At 43.1% G+C, this 22,276-nt stretch carries 15 protein-coding genes; 9 read left to right on the forward strand and 6 right to left on the reverse strand.

All coding sequences use genetic code 11. The features are described 5' to 3' along the window. Positions 1-34 precede the first annotated feature (34 nt). Positions 35-4,012, reverse strand: coding sequence for a C25 family cysteine peptidase (locus tag LZG71_RS11525; RefSeq protein ID WP_233820583.1), 3,978 nt, complete (start codon positions 4,010-4,012; stop codon positions 35-37). Next, positions 3,987-4,499 carry a dihydrofolate reductase gene (locus tag LZG71_RS11530; RefSeq protein WP_233820585.1) on the reverse strand — a complete coding sequence of 171 codons (513 nt, stop codon included), beginning with the start codon at positions 4,497-4,499 and terminating at the stop codon, positions 3,987-3,989. The genes LZG71_RS11525 and LZG71_RS11530 overlap by 26 nt, the downstream gene beginning before the upstream one ends. A gap of 238 nt (positions 4,500-4,737) precedes the next feature. Here LZG71_RS11530 and LZG71_RS11535 point away from each other — a divergent pair, with 238 nt between their 5' ends. The 9 genes from LZG71_RS11535 to LZG71_RS11575 all read left to right on the forward strand — a co-directional run bounded on the left by LZG71_RS11535 (position 4,738) and on the right by LZG71_RS11575 (position 13,475). Then, positions 4,738-5,103, forward strand: coding sequence for a PadR family transcriptional regulator (locus tag LZG71_RS11535; RefSeq protein WP_233820587.1), 366 nt, complete (start codon positions 4,738-4,740; stop codon positions 5,101-5,103). A 29-nt stretch (positions 5,104-5,132) separates the two neighbouring features. Next, positions 5,133-7,670 carry a PspC domain-containing protein gene (locus tag LZG71_RS11540; protein WP_233820589.1) on the forward strand — a complete coding sequence of 846 codons (2,538 nt, stop codon included), beginning with the start codon at positions 5,133-5,135 and terminating at the stop codon, positions 7,668-7,670. Between the two features lie 96 nt (positions 7,671-7,766). Beyond that, positions 7,767-8,453 carry a head GIN domain-containing protein gene (locus tag LZG71_RS11545; protein ID WP_233820592.1) on the forward strand — a complete coding sequence of 229 codons (687 nt, stop codon included), beginning with the start codon at positions 7,767-7,769 and terminating at the stop codon, positions 8,451-8,453. A gap of 184 nt (positions 8,454-8,637) precedes the next feature. Beyond that, positions 8,638-9,477 carry an outer membrane beta-barrel protein gene (locus LZG71_RS11550; RefSeq protein ID WP_233820594.1) on the forward strand — a complete coding sequence of 280 codons (840 nt, stop codon included), beginning with the start codon at positions 8,638-8,640 and terminating at the stop codon, positions 9,475-9,477. 19 nt (positions 9,478-9,496) lie between these two features. Beyond that, positions 9,497-10,015, forward strand: coding sequence for an acyl-CoA thioesterase (locus LZG71_RS11555; RefSeq protein ID WP_233820595.1), 519 nt, complete (start codon positions 9,497-9,499; stop codon positions 10,013-10,015). A gap of 118 nt (positions 10,016-10,133) precedes the next feature. After that, positions 10,134-10,502 carry a Rid family detoxifying hydrolase gene (locus LZG71_RS11560; protein WP_233820596.1) on the forward strand — a complete coding sequence of 123 codons (369 nt, stop codon included), beginning with the start codon at positions 10,134-10,136 and terminating at the stop codon, positions 10,500-10,502. Between the two features lie 159 nt (positions 10,503-10,661). Further along, entirely contained in the window at positions 10,662-12,212 is a 1,551-nt protein-coding gene (gltX, locus tag LZG71_RS11565; protein WP_233820597.1) for a glutamate--tRNA ligase, read from the forward strand. Positions 12,213-12,377: 165 nt separating this feature from the next. Further along, complete coding sequence (locus LZG71_RS11570) at positions 12,378-12,620, forward strand: hypothetical protein (RefSeq protein WP_233820598.1); 243 nt, start codon at positions 12,378-12,380, stop codon at positions 12,618-12,620. 75 nt (positions 12,621-12,695) lie between these two features. Beyond that, positions 12,696-13,475 carry a TIGR00266 family protein gene (locus LZG71_RS11575; protein ID WP_233820599.1) on the forward strand — a complete coding sequence of 260 codons (780 nt, stop codon included), beginning with the start codon at positions 12,696-12,698 and terminating at the stop codon, positions 13,473-13,475. Positions 13,476-13,529: 54 nt separating this feature from the next. Here the strand turns inward: LZG71_RS11575 and LZG71_RS11580 are convergent, their stop codons facing one another. The 4 genes from LZG71_RS11580 to LZG71_RS11595 form a co-directional block, all read right to left on the reverse strand. Continuing rightward, on the reverse strand, positions 13,530-15,599 hold the full coding sequence (locus LZG71_RS11580) for a T9SS type A sorting domain-containing protein (protein WP_233820600.1): 2,070 nt from the start codon (positions 15,597-15,599) through the stop codon (positions 13,530-13,532). A gap of 127 nt (positions 15,600-15,726) precedes the next feature. Beyond that, positions 15,727-17,301, reverse strand: coding sequence for a RagB/SusD family nutrient uptake outer membrane protein (locus LZG71_RS11585; protein WP_233820601.1), 1,575 nt, complete (start codon positions 17,299-17,301; stop codon positions 15,727-15,729). Between the two features lie 36 nt (positions 17,302-17,337). Next, on the reverse strand, positions 17,338-20,601 hold the full coding sequence (locus LZG71_RS11590; RefSeq protein WP_233820602.1) for a TonB-dependent receptor: 3,264 nt from the start codon (positions 20,599-20,601) through the stop codon (positions 17,338-17,340). A gap of 475 nt (positions 20,602-21,076) precedes the next feature. Then, a complete protein-coding gene (locus LZG71_RS11595; RefSeq protein ID WP_233820604.1) occupies positions 21,077-22,168 on the reverse strand; it encodes a Gfo/Idh/MocA family protein in 1,092 nt (363 codons plus the stop codon). Between the last annotated feature and the right edge of the window lie 108 nt (positions 22,169-22,276).

The raw sequence follows: 22,276 nt of genomic DNA on the forward strand, positions 1-22,276 counted from the left end.
AAATAAGAAGAATTTGCCGAAAGAAAAGGAAACTTTATCGGAGCCAGATCACTTTCCCGCGCAGGTGATTGTTCTTTCCAAAATACGAATGCAGTTTGCCTCCGCCATTTTCTATCCTGTAAAAATATATTCCCGATGGCAAATTGTAAGGCTCCCATAACAGTTCGCTTGTGCCGGCGTGTAATACACCGGTTTGTCGATGAACGGTCTTTCCATAAATATCTGAAACAGTTAGGCTAACGGATTGATCAGGTATCGAACGTCTTAAATAAAGTGAAAACCGGAAATAGGATGTTGATGGATTGGGTGAAACTGAAATCTCACCAATGGAAGAAGAGTCGGCTACCTCAAACCCCATACGATATTCAGGCGCAATATTGCCGCTCACATCCCTTACCCGAACACGAAGTAGATAATTTCCAGGTGAAAACTTCGGCAAATCAACGAGCCTGACCTGGAAAACATTGGGCACATAACTATTGGTGACGGTATTGGAAAGTGATATTCTTGTTTCAGGGCACATATGGCAATCTTCTTTGATATAGACTTCAATGCCCGTCGTGTCTGTGCGAATCAGGAATTTGTTTTCATCCATTACCTGAATGTCAATTTGCGGCTTTATTGAAACAAAGTCGCCATTGGAAAGTAAACGATTATCGATGTGTACGGTCAAAATTGGAGCTGTTCGATCAGGAATAACATCAAATGTAAAATGAATCTCATTGTTGGAATAAATCGCTTCGGGAAGAGAATCTGAGTTGAAAGTAACCGAGATAAAGTGTTTTCCTGGGAATCCCAATGTGGTGAAATCAGCCGTGAAATCTTTTGTTTCAAAAGCTCGTAACGGTGCAATTTTCTTAAATGTAGTTTCAGTGTTACGAGCTGTTTTATGTCTGATTTTTACGGTTATCGAATCTTTAAATGATACATGAGTAATGTTCCGGAATTCTGTATGAAACCGAAAAACATCTCCTTCCTGTATCTGATCGGAATGTAAACCGTTGATAAACGCTATTGCTTCGGGAAATTCAATACTGTCTTCAGCTTCCCGATTAAGAAGGATTGAACGAACTACGGATTTTCGTTCGGGATATTCAGAAAGGTAAACACGCCAATATATTTGCTTAAATCCGGGAGGGAAATTCAGCTTAACTCGGGCAATGGATTGGTTAATGGTTACCGTTCTCTGCTGAGAATTAGAAAATGTTGCGGTAGAATCCCACTCAAAAACCACCTGACCATCATTTCTTCCGGATGCTAATTGGGCAATGAGTTCTGTCGACGCCTTGTTGGTGACAAAACCATTTGTCGGAAGTAGTGGAAAGACGCCACCTTCGGGAATATTCAAAAGAAGTTTGTACTCATTATTTTGCTCCGATTCCTCAGCTATTTCGTTTTCAGGATCAATCATCATGGTCAAATGAGGTATTCCTGATTCAGAAAAAGGGTTGGTGATCTTGATATAGAGCGTGTCACTGATAAAAAAGGCATCTCTTTTGGTTTGATAAATAACCTTGCGGTCGGAATTTGTGACTGATAACTTGTAAAGCTGATTTTTGTAACGTCCGTAATTTTTTACCAAAATCTTAATTCTGAGAGAATCGCTCCATGATGTAGTACTATTTCCTTTTAGGTCAGTGCATTCGAAGGCAGTTGAGTCAAATGCGTAATCGGATAAAGTTGCCGGGAAAATCCGTATTGCAGGATCACCATGTAGGTTCATTTGCTGGGCAGTGATGATGTCTGATAGTGTAGTGTGCTGTTGCAAATTTCTTCTGATAGCTTCTTTTTGTATTATTCCAAAAGGCTGGCTGGTAAATTCCGGATCGGCCAGAACATCGTAAAAGGAATCGGTATAATGTTTGAGTGCCGAAGAAAGTCCGTTAAACGTATGAGCAAGAAACAAAACGGCTCCATTATTTGGAGAGAATATCCAGTCACTGCTAATGGTTTTTGGTGAGAAAAATATGCTTCCCAATGCACAGCCGTTTGCAATCACGGCCGGGTAAAATGGCCGGTTTTTGTATTTGCGGTTTTCGTCGCTTGCGTAGCCGATATCAATGTCTGTGACGTCAATTCCTGAATGCCCGAAGAGCGTCATTAAAGCAACACCTTTGTTGATTGTTTCTTCAATGGGAAATTGCTCCACTTCCTGCTCCGTTTGTTTGGAAATGGTTTCGATGTGAGCTGCCAGAGATGAATGGGAGATTTTCTCTTCAAACGATTTAGTGTATGTTTTAAATGTTTCGATTTCGTCAAATGACCGTCCTCCGCTGAGGTGGAGTATGTTTTTACGCCAGGGAGCGGAAGCTGGCTGTGCTTCTAAGTCGATCACTTTTTGCAGATAAATGGCGACCTCATCTGCCGTGGAAGCATTTATTCTTCCAATGGGTATTGCCGGGACGTGAGTTAATATACTATCTATATTCATAGCAAGAGCCAGATCGGAACCAGGCCAGCCCGCATTGGGAATCATGTCGAAAGTTCTTGCATCAGCACGTTTACGGGCAGTTTGCGGATCGGAAGATCGACCAATGAGGAATACAAATTTCAATGATCCTTTCTTCGCCAAACTACTGATCATATTCCTGATTGCCAAGGGGCCAGGCTCCCCGTAATTGTATCGGTTGAAGACTTCGTCAATGTTTATTACACCGACTTTGTAATTGCCACCCTTTGATGATGACCTGTAATTTGCATATTCCTCAACAGGATCCATTCCATTTGCTGTCTTACGAACTGTCGGGTGTGAGACGATCAGATAATCTGACAGAGAATCCAGTGGAGTGAAATCGATCAGCCGCATGGAATTCACTTTCAATCTTTCTTTTACAGCTATAATCTGACTGGTATTGTTGAGGTTAATTCCGTTTTCCTGAATGTCGGGGATTTTGAGCTGCAAAGGATCGGAAGAATCGTAAAATTCCCAATTACTGGCATTGCCTGTGTCCCAAAAACTGTTGTGGTGTTGGATGTCGAAATGAAAGACCTTTTGGGTATTACTTGTAGTCAGACTTGTTTTTTGAGGATACCGCCATTTGGTATAGGATACGGAAATAGTACCCGTATTGGCATAGACTGATAAAACAATTTTTCCATTTGGAAGTAGCACTTTTGCCAAATCCTCCCGAGTTAGTTTAAAACGAAAAGTTGCAGGCTGAAAGTCGGTCAGGTTTATTGTATTTATTTTTCTCCCCAAGTTATCTTCGGCTCCTGTCCAAATTTCAAGCGCATGTTTTCCGGATGCCCTTCCAGCCAAAACAAGCTCAATTTCACATTGGTCAATCAGACTTGGGATGAATCCGCTGGTGTTGATATCAAGAGTCTGCCAGGAATTTTGAAGTGTTTTGCCAGTCCAGCCTTCGCCTGTGTCATATTCAGTGCGTGCAATTCCATTGTTGAAACCGGTTCCGGGTGGGTAGAAATTTCCGGTACTGTAATGACTTGTGAAGAGCTCTTCATGCACCTGAATGTGGTAATTGATTGTGTCCGCAGGCGTACTGTTGGGAGATTTCGTCATTCTTTTTCCAGGCAAACCATCGACTCTCCATGTTAGAAAATAAATGGCTGTGTCGGAATACAGGCTGTACTTGCTATGTGGGATTGCATTGGGGCTGATGTAAAGTGCAGAATCCAGCCGACCGTCATTGGCTTCACCAAAAAAGGAGATTGAACTTTGGTTATTCAATTTTACGGTATCATTGCTTTTCACTTCGATTGCAACTTCTTTCCCTCGCCTGAATATTTGTAGAGCAGAAGCTGGAATATTTTCAATGGGCAAACCGGCTTGTTTCAGTTCCTGACCGCTGATGCTGTAAAGTCCGGTATGTGTTATGGCAATTCTCAGGTAAGTCTGCCGGTTACTGATCCATTCATCCGGAACGACACCTTGCGCCTTTGCGCTAAAAACAGAGAGAATACTGAGAAGGGAAACGACAACGAATAATCTGAAAGCAGCGTGAATGAAGCGGCTTTCTATAACTTCCTTATGTCGCAGGTGCCTTTCTTTCATATACATTCATCGAAAAAGAGTAAGCGTGCTCCTCGTCAATGCCGTGGTATTCGGAATTTACCAGTTCCCATTCTCCTGCATTAAGAGCGGGGAATGATGCGTCTCCGTCAATATGGGCATGAACTATGGTGAGGAAAAGCTTTTCGGCAAGTGGCAGCGTTTGCCTGAATACCGATGCTCCTCCCAATACAAATACTTCATTTTCGTCCCGAAGTAACGCCAATGCCGTCTCCAGATCGTAAGCATATTCCGGGCTTCCGGTTTGGTTGTTTTCAGGGTGTTCCGTTAAAACCACATTGCGATATTCAGAATGCAGTGCATCGGGTGCATCGTAGCTTTTTCGTCCCATCAAAAAAGGTTTTCCTTCGGTCACTTTCCGGAAGTTTTTCCATTCATCGGGCAGGTGCCATGGTAGGCGGTTGTTGATGCCGATTACGTGATTTTCGCTCATTGCAGCGATCAGATACAGATGAGGTTTTGAAGACAAAGCGCTGATTTGGTTTAGTTATTTTTTGAAAATATAAATTAAATCAGGAACAATTTGAAATCAGTCCTGAATTATTGCCGATCGGCATTGATAATCAACCATTCATCACTTCATGAAAATTTTTTTAACATGGTACCTTGCATCGCAAAGTACCTGTGTATACCTTTGTAAGGTAGAAAGTGAAAATCTTATCTATTAGCCATGAAATAAAATTCATTAATAAACACATGAACCCAATATGAATATTGAAAATGCCCAAGTGCAGATGCGGAAAGGAATTCTGGAATTCTGTATCCTGCACATCATATCGAGGGGCGAAGTATACGCTTCCGATATGCTGGATGAGCTGACTTCCGCGCGGATTATGGTTGTGGAGGGAACGTTGTATCCACTATTGACGAGGCTAAAAAATTCTGGCTGGCTGGATTATAAATGGGTGGAGTCTTCATCGGGACCACCGAGAAAATACTATGTTTTGACTGATGAGGGGAAGATATTTCTGGATGCAATGCAGGCAACATGGTTTGAGCTGGCAGATTCTGTTCAAACAGTGATTCATCGTACCGAGGAATTAAGCAAGAGCGGCACATCCAATCCTAACTGATCAATTAAAGACACTCGATTTTTACAATCATGAAAAAGACAATCAGCATAAATATAGGTGGCATCATCTTTCATATAGAGGAAGATGGCTACGAGAAGCTAAAAGGATATCTCTCCTCAATTCAGAAATATTTTTCTTCGTTTGAAGACAGCAAAGAAATCCTTTCGGACATAGAAGGAAGGGTAGCCGAGCGGTTTTTGAACAAACAAAAGGTTGAAAGCAAGCAAGTAATTTCACTGGGCGATGTGGATGAGCTTATTGCAGCTATGGGTACTGTGGCAGACTTTGAAGCCATTGAGCAATCCGAGGATTTTATTTCGGAACCGCTTACTTCTGCTACGCCAAGAGACAGCTTTGAAGAGCAAACGAGTTCTTCATACAATGCTCCTGAACCTCGTACTACTACAACCACAACCGGACCTAGAAAATTATACCGCGATTTACGCAGAAAACTTTTAGGCGGTGTAGCAGCCGGTTTGGCTCATCATTTCACCATCGACCCGCTTTGGGTGAGGTTGATATTCCTGATGACAGTCGTTGGATTTCTACCCTTGCAGGGAGCAATGGGTATGAATATGGAGGACTTCTTCGGGCCCTTATCCGGAATAGCCGTTTTGGTTTATATAGCGATGTGGGTTGCATTCCCTGGGTCGGTAACGCTGGAAGAAGATACTCAGATTAAGAAATTCTACCGCGATCCGGATCGTAAAGTTGTAGGTGGGGTTGCTGCCGGAGTTGCGTCGTATTTTGGTGTGGATCTAGGTGTGGTTCGTTTTCTATGGGTTTTATCAATATTACTTTTTGGAACGGGTGTGCTTATCTACATCGTTCTGTGGGTGATTGCCCCCGTAGCCAATACGCTTACAGAAAAAATGGAAATGCAGGGGGAGCCGATTACGCTCTCCAACATTGAATCCAATATCAAACAAAGTCTGAATCTGGATGAAAAAAGTGGTGAAGAACACGTTGTTACCAAATTGCTTCTGTTTCCATTTCGCGCAATAGCGCTTGTTATCGGTGCTTTGGGGAAGTTGCTTAAAGGACTCGGCCCTGTGCTGAGAATTTTAATCGGGGTTATTTTGGTAGGTATTTCAGCGCTTTCGTTGTTCACAATTGTGGTAGGAGGAGCGGTTGTCTTAGGACTTACCAATGTGACACCTTTCGAAAACATGCCTGTTCCTCTGATGATTTTTCAGGAGATTCCAACCAGTCTGTTTCTTTCCGGTACTCTGGCCGCTGCTGTGCCTATCATTACAATTCTTTTATTAGGTCTTACACTTTTATCCAACAAAAAAATAGTAGGTGGTTCCGTGTGGCTCACATTACTTGGACTTTGGATCGTAGGTATTGTAATCAGTACCATTCAGGGAATTGCGTTTCAGCAAAACTATGCGAAAAGAGGGGAGTATTCGCAAACCTTGTATTACGCAGCTCCTGCCAGAACACTTACTTTGGATCAGGACGATACCGATGAAGCCGAGAATGTCGATGTTGATATTAAATTGGCTGGTTACTTAGGCTCAGATAGTTTGAAGTTGGAAAAAACAGTTTCGTCGAGAGGAAAAAGCCGTGTAGATGCGGAGGCCATTGCGTCAAAGATTAAATATGATGTTACTGTTAGAAACGATTCTGTATTCTATTTCTCGGAAGGTCCTGAATTAGGAAAAACTGGTCCGTTCCGTGATCAGAGGATCGACTTGACTCTGCATATTCCTTATGATAGGCCTTTTGCTATCACCCGTAACTTCTGGTATCAGGTTAGACACAACAGCGGGAATTACGATCGTATGGATAGTTATGAACTAGGTGGGGATGATGTTGACTGGAAGACTCTCCGTTGGGCGATACGTCGTGATTCAGGATTGGTTTGTATCAATATTCCAGCGAAGTACATCAGACAAAACGATAACCACGAAGAAGAGCAGAGTGAAGATTATTCCTCTTTTAGTGATGAAGACGGAGATCTGGATTTAGGACAGCGTGGAGCTTATATCAAACAATTCCAGGCTCAGGACTTTAAGAAAATTGATCTGGGCGGAGCTTATTCGATCAGTGTTCGTCAGGGAGCTGAGTTTAGTGTATCGGCAGATGGTGAAGAAAGTGATGTAGAAGATCTGGATGTGAAAGTTGAAAACGGTATTTTGATCGTAAAACGTAAATCAGGTTTTAGTCTTTTCGATAACAAAAAGTGGAACAGGGTTGGAGTGGTAATCACCATGCCAACAGTTGACGGAATAGAGCTTTCTGGAGCTAATAAAGCAAGGGTTTCAGGTTTTACCAATCTTAATAAATTGAATGTATCGGTATCCGGTGCTTCAAAAACTGAAATTGACGTATCTGTGAATGAGCTGGTGATGGATTTGTCTGGTGCTTCACAAGCTACTTTGCGTGGCTCAGCAAAATCGGTAGATCTGGATCTGCATGGCGCTTGTAAATTGGATGCTACACGTATGAGTATTGAAAATGCAGAGGTTGACGCATCCGGTGCATCAAAAGCACAACTTGGACATGTTAACCACATCAGAAAAAATACAAGTGGAGCAAGCAAGATAAATGTTCAGGAATAATGAAATGAGGGCATCCGGTTTATTTTAAATGAGCCGGATGCAACTTTTTGAAATGATTGAACATCTATTGTCAAAATCAACCTAAAACATTTAGTCATGAAAAAGCTTTTATTCTCGGGTTTCCTTTTAGTGGTTATAGCTGTTAATGCTTTTGCTCAGGAGAGTCGTAGTTTCCAGGTGTCGGGTTTTACCAAATTGTCAATGGGCAGTGCATTCAAAATTGACGTTAAACAGGGAAGCAAATTCAGTGTTACCACCACAGGCCGAAGCGAAGATATCAACGACCTTGAAGGGAAGGTATCCGGAGGAGAGTTTAAACTGGGTTATAAATCAAATGGTTGGAATAAAAACCGTAAGACGGTGAATGTAAGTATCACTATGCCATCTTTACAGGGCGTCGATTTTTCAGGTGCGAGTACAGCAACAGTTGAGAAGTTCTCGGGCGTGACCAATATGGACATAGAAGTTTCAGGAGCATCCAAGGTGACGATGGCGCTAAACGCTCAGAAGGTATCTATGGATTTGTCTGGTGCTTCATCATTAGTTTTGTCCGGACAGACAAACACTTTAAACGGTGAAATATCAGGAGCTTCCTCTTTCAAAGGACGTGATTTTCAGGCCAAAGAAGTGAACATGGAGGCGTCCGGAGCAAGCAGTGCTGCGGTTGTTGCCAACAATGCTTTACGTGCTGAGGCAAGTGGCGCAAGCAGTATCCGTTATTCGGGAAGTGTGAAGGATGTGCATTCAAATACTTCGGGAGCAAGCTCGGTGAAAAGAGATTAAGCAAAAAGCTATTGCATCATAAAGTCAGTCAGAGCCGGAGTTACATCCGGCTTTTTCTTTTTGAAATTGACTCAAAACACAACATATCATTTTAAGAGTAATATATTTACGGACGTTTTCCTCTCTTCTTCAATTTTAATTAGTTATAGTTTTTTCAAAATTGAGGACCTGAAATTAAAATTTAATGACACGTTACATATTTACATTACTGCTTCTTACAGGTATAGGTTTGTTGTCTGCTGATGCCTACTCGCAAAAGCGCAATCAATACAATGGGAAGTACGTTGCCCCTTTTGGCGTGATGAGTCTTACCGGTGGGGTGGGCGTTGCTTACTATATGGGCGATTTGAGCAAGACATCGGGTAAAAAAAATCTGGGTATCGGTCCGGCTGTTTCTATCGGCGGCCTTTACCGTCTCACGGAGCAATTGAGTGCACGTGGCGAACTTCGCTTTTATCAGGTATCTGGCGGTCCACATCCAATAACGAATCTATCGTTTCGTACCCGTAATCCCGATTTGAACCTTGGGATTCAGGCAGATTTGTTTGCTTTTAATGATCATAAAATGGTCAATCCGTATTTATACGGTGGTCTGGGATTAACCTATCTGACACCTCAGGCAGAACAAAACGGAACCTGGTATAAATTACCTCAGTACCAAACAGGGGGAGTGAAATACAACAGAGTGCCGCTTGTCATCACAGGAGGAATAGGTGTTTCGGTTCAGGCATTTGATCGCCTGAGTTTAGGATTGGAACTGAACAATACCTATTCTACTTCCGACTATCTGGATGACGTGAGCGGGGTCTTTCCTGAGTTTGATAAACTTCCGAGTGAACAGGCCCGACAGCTATCAGACCGGACCTGGGAGGTACCCGGATTGACGAAGCAAGAGCCGGGATGGCACAGAGGCACTACCAAGATCAGCGATATGTATCTGTTCCTGCAATTTCGTGCAACCTATTTAATTGGGAACAGAATGCAGGCAAGAGAAAGAAAGAAAACACGCTGCCCAAAGTTCTGATCAGCATTATTAAAGCATTATGTTAAAGTCTAAAAAACCGCATGAATCAGAGGTCATCATGACTGAAATGGTTCTTCCCAACGATACCAATACGCTTAATAACTTAATGGGAGGCCGCTTGCTTCACTGGATGGATATTTGTGCCGCCATTTCCGCACAAAGACATTCCAACCGTATTGTTGTAACGGCATCCGTGGACAACGTTTCTTTCACCGAGCCGATCCGTTTAGGAAATATTGTAACCATGAAAGCCAAAGTAACGCGTTCGTTCAATTCTTCCATGGAAGTTTTTCTGGAAGTGTGGGCCGAAGACATTCCCGCAGGACAAAGAATAAGTACCAATCGTGCGTTTTATACTTTCGTTGCCGTTGATCAAAATGGCCGACCCATCGAAGTGCCGCCATTAGATGCCGAGACCGAGGAAGAAAAGGAGTTGTTCATTAGTGCATTACGCCGCCGCCAACTCAGGCTCGTACTTGCCGGACGTATGAATCCTTCGGAAGCTACTGAATTAAAAGCACTATTTGAAGTGCAATAAGGAAGCCCTCATACCGTATTTTTTTGATACTTTTGCAGGATTAAATCACTTGCAGAGACGTCTGGTTGTTCAGGATTTATCCAGCAAGCAGTCATCCTCTCATTCATCATTTATTTCAATGGCAAAAGAGATCATATTTTCAGATAAAGCGCCTGCTCCAATCGGGCCATACAGCCAGGCTGTAAAAGTTAACGGAACACTTTATGTATCCGGCCAAATTGCAGCTGAACTTGCGCAATCGGGTGATATCAAAGCAGAAGCGGGAGTTGTCATGCAAAACATCGGACACATTCTTGGCGCTGCCGGATTCGGTTTCGGTAACGTTGTAAAGTCAAGCATCTTTCTGAAAGACATGAATGACTTTGCCGCAGTAAATGAAATTTACGGCAGCTTCTTCAAAAGTGAACCTCCCGCACGTGAAACCGTTCAGGTAGCCCGTCTTCCCAAAGACGTAAATGTTGAAATCTCAGTTATTGCAGTGGAGTAGAGGATGGTGTGATCAGTAAATGGTCACGAGTAGTCAGGTGTGGACAGGAATAGTCAGGAAGTAATCAAGTATAGTTCCAATAGCGAATGACAACTCCTGACCAAAAGTGACGATTTCCTCATAACCCCTGACAAAATTTCAAAAGTTAATGTTAAAATAATGAACAAGTTACCAGTTAGGGTACGATTTGCCCCTAGTCCAACAGGCCCCCTTCATGCAGGAGGTGTCCGTACGGCTCTATATAATTATTTGTTTGCCCGCCAGCAAGGTGGTCAAATGTTGCTTCGGATTGAAGATACCGATCAGAACAGATATGTGCCTGGTGCAGAAGCATATATTCTTGAAGCATTGGAATGGCTGGGAATTGCAATAGATGAAGGACCGCAAACAGGTGGGCCGCATGCTCCCTACCGTCAGTCCGAACGCAAGGAAATGTACCGCGAATATGCAGAAAGATTGGTTAAGGAAGGAAAGGCTTACTATGCCTTCGATACAGCCGAAGACCTTGATGTAATGCGCAAACGCCTTGAAGAAGCCAAGGTTGCTGCTGTGCAATACAATGCGATCACACGTCAGGAAATGAAAAATTCACTGACGTTGTCGGCAGAAGAAACACAGGCACGTCTTGATAGCGGAGAGCCGTATGTGATCCGCATGAAGATCATGCCCAAGGAAGATATTCGTTTTAATGACCTGATCCGTGGGTGGGTGGTGGTTCATTCCTCACAGATTGACGACAAGGTATTGTTGAAATCGGATGGTATGCCAACTTACCATTTGGCGAATATTGTAGACGACCATCTGATGGGCATTACGCACGTGATACGTGGCGAAGAATGGTTGCCATCGGCACCGTTGCACGTATTGCTGTATCGTTACCTCGGATGGGAAAGTACCATGCCCCAGTTTGCGCATCTTCCCCTGTTATTGAAGCCTGATGGAAACGGTAAACTGTCCAAAAGAGATGCGGATTTGGGTGGATTTCCGATATTCCCGCTTGAATGGACAGATCCAAACACAGGCGATAAAGCAAAGGGTTTTAGAGAAGAAGGATATTCTCCCGAGGCAACGGCTAACTTTTTGGCACTGCTTGGCTGGAACGCCGGAACTGAGCAGGAAATGTTCGATATGGATCAGCTTATTCAGGCTTTCAGTTTTGAGCGTGTACACAAAGCAGGTGCCAGATTTGATATTCAAAAAGCAAACTGGTTCAATCAGCAATATCTCAAATTGCAGGATGATGCCTCAATTGTAGAGCAGGTTAAACCATTTTTCGCTGCAAAAGGAATTGCCGTTACCGACGAGCAGGTAGCTCAGATCGTTCATTTGCTGAAAGATCGGGTACATTTTGTGAAGGAGATTGCAGATGAATCGGTATTCCTGTTCAATGCACCTGAGGTATACGATCAGGATGTGGTGATAAAAAAATGGAATGAGGAAGCTGTGAACGCCATTACTGGTTTCAAGGACGCTCTGGAAGCTTTTGAAGGAGATTTTGTAGCAGATCAGATCAAAGCCGCACTTTCAGCGAATATGGAGGCGCAGGGCATTAAGATGGGTAAAATCATGCAGGCGTTGAGGCTGGCAGTTACCGGAGCCGGAGCCGGACCAGACCTGATGGTCATTATGGAGATATTGGGAAGGGAAGAAGTAATAAACAGACTGAGTAACTCGCTCGACCGTTTACCTGCCCAAATTCGCCTGGCATAGTTTCAATAATACCGTTCGATCAATTTGATTTGTCAATATAAAGTGCCTCCGGTAATTTCGTTTGGCATTGGATGAGATAGCAACAGATTCTTACATTAATACATTTTTCATAGGCAGGATGCCATAGGCCAATAGCCGAAAGCTGACAGCCGAAAGCTAATAAATATGGCGAAGAAAAAGCAAGCCGATGCGGCTAAGCCCGCTAACGAAAAGCCGCGGGTACACAAAGATCTGGAAGGGTTTGATATTCAGATCAATTCATTTGGTGAGATTTCTACCACTTTTGATATGGATCGCATCAATGAGTTTTTGAATAAAAATGTAGACGATAAAAAGCTGCGTGACCGCGAAGATATTCCGGGAAGAAAAACCCGTAAGTCTAAGAAGAAATCTGACGAAGAAGAATAGGAGTGTAGGGCAGGGGGCATTTTGCCTTAACTCCCTGCTCCTTGCCATTGGCCCATAAACCTTAATTTTTGAAACATGTTCTCACACGAAATTGACTACAAAATCATCGGCGACGATATCCAGGTCGTTGAAATTGAACTTGATCCTAACGAAACAGTAATTGCGGAGGCTGGTGCTATGCTTTTTATGGAAGACGGTATTCAGTTTGAGACCAAAATGGGTGATGGCTCGGAAGCGAATCAGAGCATTATGGGCAAAATTTTTCAGGCAGGTACACGTGTTCTCACAGGCGAATCTCTGTTTATGACGCATTTTACCAACAGGGGTGTAGGAAAGAGAAAGGTTGCATTTTCGGCGCCCTATCCGGGTACGATTATGCCAATTGATCTTTCTAAGATTTATAGCAACGAGTTGATCGTTCAAAAAGACGGATTTCTTTGTGCTGCTATGGGAACCAGTATGAAAATCCACTTTAACCAGCGTTTCGGTTCTGGTCTATTTGGGGGAGAAGGATTCATATTGCAGAAATTGAAGGGAGACGGTATGGCATTTGTACATGCCGGCGGTGTGGTGATGGAGCGTCAGTTAAATAATGAAACCTTGCGAGTAGATACCGGCTGCGTAGTTGCATTCGAGCAATCATTGAGTTTTGATATACAACGCTCAGGTGGTCTGAAATCAATGGTGTTTGGTGGAGAAGGAATGTTTTTAGCTACTTTGAGAGGTACAGGTCGCTGCTGGATACAGTCGATGCCGATTTCTAAATTGATTCAACGCCTTTCGCTTGGAGGTGGTAATGCCGGAAAAGAAAGTGGATCAGTGATTGGAAAGTTAGGTAATTTATTTGAAGGTTAATAAGGTTCATCTTGCATATACAATGGGAGCAGGCACATCGGTGTCTGCTTTTTTTTATCTGAATAAAATGATTTGAGAGCTGGTGCCTAAATCGGAAGTGATACGGAGTATGTAGTTACCCGCAGGTAAATGAGAAATTGGTCTTGCTGTAATTGTTCCTGCCATTTCGCGGTCATTGGTTGTGAGTCTATGTTCCTTTCCTGAAATGTCATATAATCTGCATTCCAAAATCTGATTTTCCGTATCAGATCTTAAATGGAATTGTTGACTTGTTACCGGGTTGGGAAATACCAGAAAATGAGGAGGTGCACCATTCTGAAACACCGTCGCGATGGGAGAGAAGCGTATTTCTCCATTTGAAAATTCCAAAATCACCCGATAAAAAATGCTGCCTTCACCACTGTTTTGATCCGCATAGGAATAAATACGGGAATTGGCTTCATTGTCCATAGCTTCAATGCTGCTGACATCCATGTAGTTTTCCCCATTCGTTGTTTTTTGAAGAACCATTTTTCTCAGGTCAGGATTGGCACTCACCAACCAGGAAATATGAATCAACTGACCTTCTTTACGCGCTTCCAGACGATTTAAATATTGGTTGTGTGCCGTAGCTTCATTGACGTAAATGGCTGTGGAAACACTACCCGGCATGATCGGCATCGAACCCGTTACCCGTAGCCTGTACTTGCCGGATTTTAGGTTTTGCGGCAGTGTAATGGTTAACGGAGTTTTATTTCCTACACCAACTGTATCAACAAATTCCCCGGCATCATTGAGCAGTTCTGCATGTACAGGAATCGAAGTGAGAGCACTTCCGGCAACGGTGTAAGGCAAAAGGAAAGAACTCCCCGGTTTCAGTTCCGAAGGTGTCACGCCTGTATGAATCACATATTTTGGCTGGACAGGTACTGATTTTTTTAGAAAAGAATCAGTCAGGGTACGATTCCAGGCGGTGGCTGCCATTGTGAGACCTTGTAAACCGCCATTGATATTTTCAAAATGGCCATGTTTTGGGCGTGGTATCTGAACCGAATCCAGATTTGGTCCCAGGTAGGCTTGGTAATTTTTTATTGCAAAAAGCCGGTTTTGCGCATCGATGACGGGCTGATAAGGTCTTGGATATACTTCTCCGGCCGAACTCCTGGCAAGTATCCATGGTGATAGGTAACCCGCGTCACGGCGACTGTTGTCTATGAGTGTTTTGATATTGTTGAAATACGCTTCCTCGGTAAAACCATGTTGCGCATCATTTTCGCCATGAGCCCAGAATACAGCCCTTATTCCCAGCCATGAATTGTAGTAGCGAAGTGTGTTTTTGATGTTGCTGTAAGGCTGTCGGTTTGGCCAGTTTTTTCCAACATAGAGATTGTAAGCATCTTTTCCCATGGCACCGTCTCGGTAATTCTCCGAGTTTGCCGCTGCCCAGGCCGCATTTAAAAACAGAATCGGGACGTTAAGTTTTTTAGAAAGCATATCTCCCAATTCGCCCCAATACCACGAAGTTTCGCCCGTTGGAAATAGAGAACTTTTAGCTTCAATCGTGCTGAACTTTGGAGCGGGCATAGGTAAATCCGGCGCAACCGTGATGTTTTCCTTATTAAGAATTTTATTTGTCCCGTTGAAAGTGATAACGTTATCCGTTGCACTCTTTGCTCCAAGATCGGGTAGTCCCATTGCATTGGAATTACCGGCGATCAGAAATACTTCTCCAACTCCAACTCTGGGAACTATGGTGGAATCAATAAATCCGTTAGGTGAAAATCCCGTTAAAGTCAACTTGTACCAGCCACTTTCCGCCCGTATCGTAGTATGCAGAAAACCCTCAGAAAGCTGGTCTATATCGAAGTTGGTCGTTACCTGGGTATGTGGATTGCCGGGCAGAGCGGTGAGTTTAGCTTCGATTCTTTGGTATGGGAAGTAGCTGTATGCTGTTATCTGAATTCTTGCAAAACCTAATGTATCGCGCTGCATCACCTGGTTATTAACCGGGCTGGTAATTTCAATTTGGGCATAAATGATATTGAAGAAACCAGCGAAACAGGTTAGCAAGATTGTGGTAAACCAATTGAGGAAAGGTTTTGAAAGTGTCTTAGTTTTGTAATTTTCCCAAATGTTTACCGACATATTAGTTCCCTGATTGTTATTCGCTTTATACTTGAAGTTAAAAGAAAACTATGGGAATAAAAGAAAAAAGGGTCAATCCTTCATCCGAAGATGCGTGGATTGACCCTTTCATTATTTCAGATTTTCCTTATTGCGGATATTCCGGGTTCTGAGGTTTAAGGTTAGGATTGTTTCTCATTTCCTGGATACCTAGCGGGAATAATAGATGTTTTGTTTTTAACTCAACACCAGATCCAACGTTCAGGTTAAGGTGTCCTACGAAATTATCAAAACCTTTGGTTTTTTCGTTGAACACTTTTCTCAAACGAACCATGTCAAACCAGGTTATACCTTCGTAAGCGAATTCATGCCAGCGTTCTTTCCAAACTGCTTCACGGAACGTTGCCTGTGTATAAGTTCCCATCGCAGGTGTTGTAAGCTGTGCACGGTCACGGATGCGTTTGAATGAATCATAAGCTTCCTGAGTGATAGCACCAACCTCGTTTTGTGCTTCTGCATATATCAACAGAACTTCTGCATAACGGATCAGGTTAACATTCAGGTTGTTCAACCTAGTTGGTGTAACGCCAGGTCCGCCTAATGCTGCAATGTTGAAGTATTTGAATACAAAAGGCCCTCCCAATTGAAATTCTGCACCTGTACCATTCGTGTAATACGAAGTGTAGAACCATCCTTCCTGATTTTTCTTACGCAGATCCTTATCATCGTACGTGTTGTAGAAAGATGTGGTTGGGACAGTACTTCCGGTTCCGCTAGGACCTGAATAAGTTACAGGCTGAAAGTTCGGAAAGAAGTCGTTTAAAGGAAACTGAGCTACGGTACTGTTGTACTGGATCTGGAATATATGCTCAACGCGATTTTTCAAAGTTTCCTGATGTAACTCTTTGTAAGTAGGGAAGAGGTTCAGTGTAGTTGAATTCGCTTTTGCATAGGTGATTACTTCCAGTGCTTTATCTGCTGCAAGCTTATAATGCGATGCCCCTTTGCTTAGCGGGAAACCAGCCATTGTAAGATACACTTTTGCCAATAATGATTTTACTGCCATTTGCGTAGCTCTTCCGGTAGTAGCAGTTGCAGGTAATCCTGCTGCTTCTGCTGCGAGAAGATCCTCAATAATTAGCTTGTAAATTTCCTCCTGTGGCGCTCTGCTTGGACTAAAGTCTGGTGACTCGGTAGTCTGAGGCTTGGTAATCAGCGGAGCATCTCCCCACATACGCACAACATAAAAATACGACCAGGCTCTAAGGAATCGAGCCTCACCCAATAGTCTTGTCTTCACTGCTTCATCAGCGGCCGGGAAGGTAATACCAGGTATTTTTTCAATACCAAGGTTGGCATTGGCAATGATGCGATACAAACCGTTCCACCAGTTGTTGACGTGGCCTGTATTTCCGTCGTAAGTCAGCGAATACAGGTTGTTTAAGTCCGAGTTTTGACCTGTTTGGGTAGTTGCTGTACCTGTTACCGCTTCCAGCAATTGCCAGTTAGCTGAAAAGATACCTGCTCCCTCTCCATAGAATCGCAGACCAGCGTAGGTTGCATTTACAACAGATTGTGCATGATCGGGAAGTGTAAAGAAGTCATCTGGTTGTAAAGCAGATGGGTTTCTTTCATCAAGAAAGTCGCTGCAACTGGAAGGACCAAGAAGAACGGCCCCACATAACAAGACTTTTGTAAGATTTTTTATATTAAATAGTTTCATGTTCAATGTCATTTAATGTTACGAAGACTCTGATCTTTAGAATGCTACCTGTAAACCAGCAGTATAAGTAGTTGGTCGTGGGTATCCGTGCCAGATCATACCTTGAGAGAATACGTTTTCCGTGTTAAAATTACCACGAATAGGTGTCTGCTCAGGATCGCCATGAGGATACTTGCTGATCAAGAAGAAGTTTTGAGCCGAAACATACACTCTCAACTTGCTCATTTTAAGCTTGCTTGCTAGCTCAGACGGGAACGAGTATCCCAAAAGTAAGTTACGTCCACGGAGGAATGAGCCGTCGAAGATCCAGCGTGTATCCACGTTAGTTACATATCCTGCTTTGGTATCACGTAGTTCCGCTATTTGTGAGTCTTGGTTGGTTGGTGTCCAGGCTCCCAACACTGTAGCATAGCTGTTGGCAAGAGATACACGGTCTTCACTAGCATGAAGGTTCATGTCCATCAGGTCATTTCCGTACGAGAACTGCACATCAAATGTAAGGTCGAAGTTTCCGTAACGTATTGTGTTCGCCAATGTTCCCCATCCTTTAGGGCTACCATTTCCGATAATGCTGCGGTCAGCATCTGTGATCGCTCCATCGCCGTTAACATCTTTGTATTTGATATCACCAGGAAGCATTTTCAGGTTACCACGGTAGCTGGTAAATTTAGCAGCTTCGTCTCTTTCAGCTTCTGACCATGTTCCAAGACGTGTAAGTCCCCAGAATGCACCAACGGGTTCGCCGATACGAATGATACTTGTTTGGTTGGTAATAGAAGGACCACCCACTCCGAAAATATCTGAAGGTGTAGCAAGAGACAATACTTTGTTACGGTTAAATGAAATATTGAAACTGGTATTCCATGAGAAATTAGCATTTTCAATATTCACTGTATTCAAGCCAAATTCAAATCCTTTATTTTGCATAGAACCAACGTTCTTACGGATCGTAGCATAACCACTTGTACGAGGTACCGGTGCATCCAGAAGCATGTCTGTGGTTTTTCTGTAATAGTAGTCAACTTCCAGATTGATTTTTCCTTTCAGAAAGCTGATTTCCAAACCGGCATCTGTTTGAGCGGTTTTCTCCCATCTCAAATCCGGGTTTGGCAAAACGCTGATACCTGTTCCACTTACTCTTGTCTCATTGAATACACTTGCATAAGTAGAACTCAAGAGGGGTAAAGAAGAATATGGAGGAATTTCAGAGTTACCGGTTACCCCGAAACTTGTACGCAACTTAAGACTTGAAATAAGTGCGTTGTTTTTAAGGAATTCTTCGTCTGATACCTTCCATGCAAAAGCCGCAGATGGGAAAAATGCAAATTTGTGATCCCGTCCGAATTTAGACGAACCATCTGCACGACCAGTTACTGTGAAAAGGTATTTTTCAAGTAATGTATAGTTCAGACGTCCAAAGTAAGAGTTAAATGCAAATCGTGATGCTCCCGATACATATGGGTCGGATGAAGGAAGTGTTGCTCCTGCACCGAGGTTATCGAAGCTAAAATAATCTGTTGCAAAATTCTGAGATCCAACACCGGAGGTAGTAACGTTGGTTTCCTGCCATGAAATACCCGCAAGCGCGTTAAAAGAATGAATGCCAACTGTTTTGTTATAAGTCAAATAATTTTCCCATGACCAGAAGGTCTCTTTTCTGTTTTCTTTTCTGGCAGTTCCTAATTCACCAGGAGTTAGAGAGCGCGTTTGAGACTGATTAGCCTCCTGGTTAATTACATTAATACCCAAAACTGAGCGGAATTCAAGACCTTTTGCCAAAGTTACATTTCCGTATAAACTTCCTAAAGTAGTTTGGGTGTTCAGATTAAACTTGCGACCCATCAGACGGTGAACAGAGCTCATAGCTCCTTCTGCACCCGGGTAGTCACGGTTGTTTGCGTAAACGCCGTCTTTGTATTTTACAGGTAGGAAAGGAAAATCTTCAACCATCTGACGAGGAACAGCATCATTGATGTCGACAAGGTTTTCAGCCTGGTTATTGTAGCTAAGTGTTCCACCGATTCTTAACCATTTTTTTACCTGATCATCAATGCTGAAACGAGAAGAATAGCGCTTCAGATAAGAAGTTTTGATCAAACCCTGGTCGTCGCGGTAACCGAGAGATAGGGAGTAAGTTGTTTTGTTGTTACCACCACTAAAACCTAACTGGTGGTTTTGAGATACTCGGTTTTGAGTAGCTTCTTTGAACCAGTCTGTATCGTAATTAGGCGCAAATTTTTTGGTGCCGTCCGGATTCGTGGTAACAGTAAAGATTTCCGGATATTTGTCCTGTAATTGTTGACGGCGTATCTGTGGATTATGACTGGTGTACTTGCCTTCAGCCCATCCTGCCGGATCGTACTTCTGCATGTTTTTGTAAGAAAGATCTTCTACGTCCAGGTACTGCTGTGCATTCAGTACTTTGGCTCGCTTCGGTCCCGCTGTCGGTACGCTCAGATCCAGGTTATAGGTAATAATTCCATCACCAGACTTCCCTCTTCTGGTAGTGATCATGATTACCCCGTTTGCACCACGAGCTCCATAAATGGCTGTGGAAGAGGCATCTTTCAAAACTTCAACAGATACGATATCGTTGGGGTTAATGAAATCAATGGCCTGACTCGACTGGTTTTGGTTACCCTGCGGAAGCATCACACCATCCACCACATACAATGGGTTGTTAGACGAGTTGATAGAACTAAATCCACGGATACGTACATTTGAACGTCCTCCCGGGCGACCTGAGTTTACGTTTACCTGTACCCCGGATACTTTTCCCTGCAAAGCCTGGTTTAGTGAAGGTACCGGGCGCTCTCTTAGTTCTGCTTCTTTTACTGAACCCACAGAACCTGTTAAGTCAGATTTTTTAGCAGTACCATATCCGATAACAACCACTTCACTAAGTGCTTTGGAGTCGGATTCTATAGCAAGATCAACAACGCTTTGGCTGCCGACTGCGACTTCCTGGCTCACGTAGCCTACAAAGCTGAATACGAGTGTCGAGCCAGTTTCCGCGACTGATATGGTGTAATTACCGCTAGCGTCAGTTGAAGTTCCCGTGCTGGTTCCTTTTACAACTACGTTAACGCCTGGTAAACCTTCGCCAGTGCTTTTGTCTGTCACTCTTCCTTTAATGGATCTGTCAACAGCTATACTGGTTTTTAATGTAAGGTTCGTATTGGAATTTAGAAGCCTTGCTTCGGCGTTGGTAGCACACGCAAGTGCCAGAACAAATGGCACGCACTTCGAAAGTATGTTCCCGCGTCGGACCATACCTGGTGAGGTAGTGTTTTTTTTCATTATAAAAAGGTATGTTAGGTATTTAGTAATTTGGCTAAACGTACGACGATAGCACAATAAAGTACATGGTGGGTCGGATTGTTTAATTCATAGTCATTGGTTATGGTGAATAATCATTATATTAAAACTTGTAAAAACACAATTTGAATTTAGCTAAAACCTTTTAGTGGTAATGACTAAATTTTACTAGTTATTTAATTAGTAATACATGAATATAATTTGTGGAGTCAGAATAACAGGTGAAGCTAATAATCACCCGATGGTATTTAGTGGCAATATTATATTAAATTAAGCGAATTTTATAATAAAAATTAAATATTAATCTGTCAAAATGCAATGCAAACGTTTGAAAAAATACAAAACGGTTACAAGTGGAGTAGGGGTAACGATAAATAGGTTACAAAATGGGATTTTTCAATAAAAAATCCCCTCAAACGCTAATCTGAGAGGATTTCTTATTGAAGGTTAATTATTCTTAAACCAAATCGACGGTTCTGCCGGTGCGTACGGATTCGTCACAGGCAAATGCAATCTGAAGACTCGTAACGGCGTCCTGCAGGTGATCAGTCAGATCAGTATTCTCCAAAATTGCGGTCAGGAAGAAACGCTGCTCGCGGTTGCACAATTCCTGGTGATCCGGTTCGTCTTCCAAATTGATCCAGGTGTCTTGATGAACAAATTCATCCTTATCGTTCAGTTCTGCATGATGCACACGAATAGATTCCGTTTTGGTGTGCGCTTCCACAGATGACGATTTACCAGCGGCACCGGCATCTTTTGCCACAATAGAAACCGATCCTTTTGGCCCGATAACGTCTTTTACAAAAAATGCGGTCTCACTGATCATCGGTCCCCAGCCAGCTTCGTACCAACCAACCGACCCGTCTTTAAACCATATCTGAAGTTGCCCGTAATTGTAATTTCCATCAGGAATATCATTTGTCAGCCGGGCGCCGATAGCATTTACCCGAAGCGGTTTGGAACGCGTCATCTGGCACATTACATCGATATAATGCACACCGCAGTCCACAATCGGGCTCAGGCTTTTCATCAGGTTGCGATGTACTCCCCACATGTAGCCATGGCTTTGCTGGTTCAGGTTCATGCGCATAACGAGTGGCTTGCCGAGCTGTTGGGCTTCGGTCACAAAGCGTTCCCAGGATGGATGGTGGCGTAAAATGTAACCTACCACAACCTGCTTGCCCGCTGCCTTAGCCGCAGCTACCACCTTTTTGGCTCCCTCAACAGTTGCTGCCAGTGGTTTTTCTATAAACACGTGTGCTCCGTGCTGTAAAGCAAGTATTGCAAAATCTTCATGGGTATCCGGATACGTGGAAATACAGACCGCATCAGGCCTGGTTTCTTTCAATGCAGCTTCGTAATCGCTGAATAGGCTATATCCGCCGCCTAGCTTTTCGTTTAATATTTCTTTGCTTTTTCCGGTAGAAACGATTCCGCAAATTTCAAAGCCGTCAATCAGTTGATAAGCAAATGCGTGGGATGCTCCCATGTTACCGCAGCCGACAACAAGAACACGGAGCGGGTTTTCATTTTGAGAAGTTGACATAAAAGAAATGTAATGTTTTAATTAATGGGTTTCAGGAATATTACAGACTCAACAAAGCCTTTTTTAATTCGTGTCAAAATTAGAAATTTTAATCCGTTTTTACTGAAG

This window comes from Dyadobacter sp. CY312, from assembly GCF_021390535.1.
In the GTDB taxonomy this organism is placed as follows: domain Bacteria; phylum Bacteroidota; class Bacteroidia; order Cytophagales; family Spirosomataceae; genus Dyadobacter.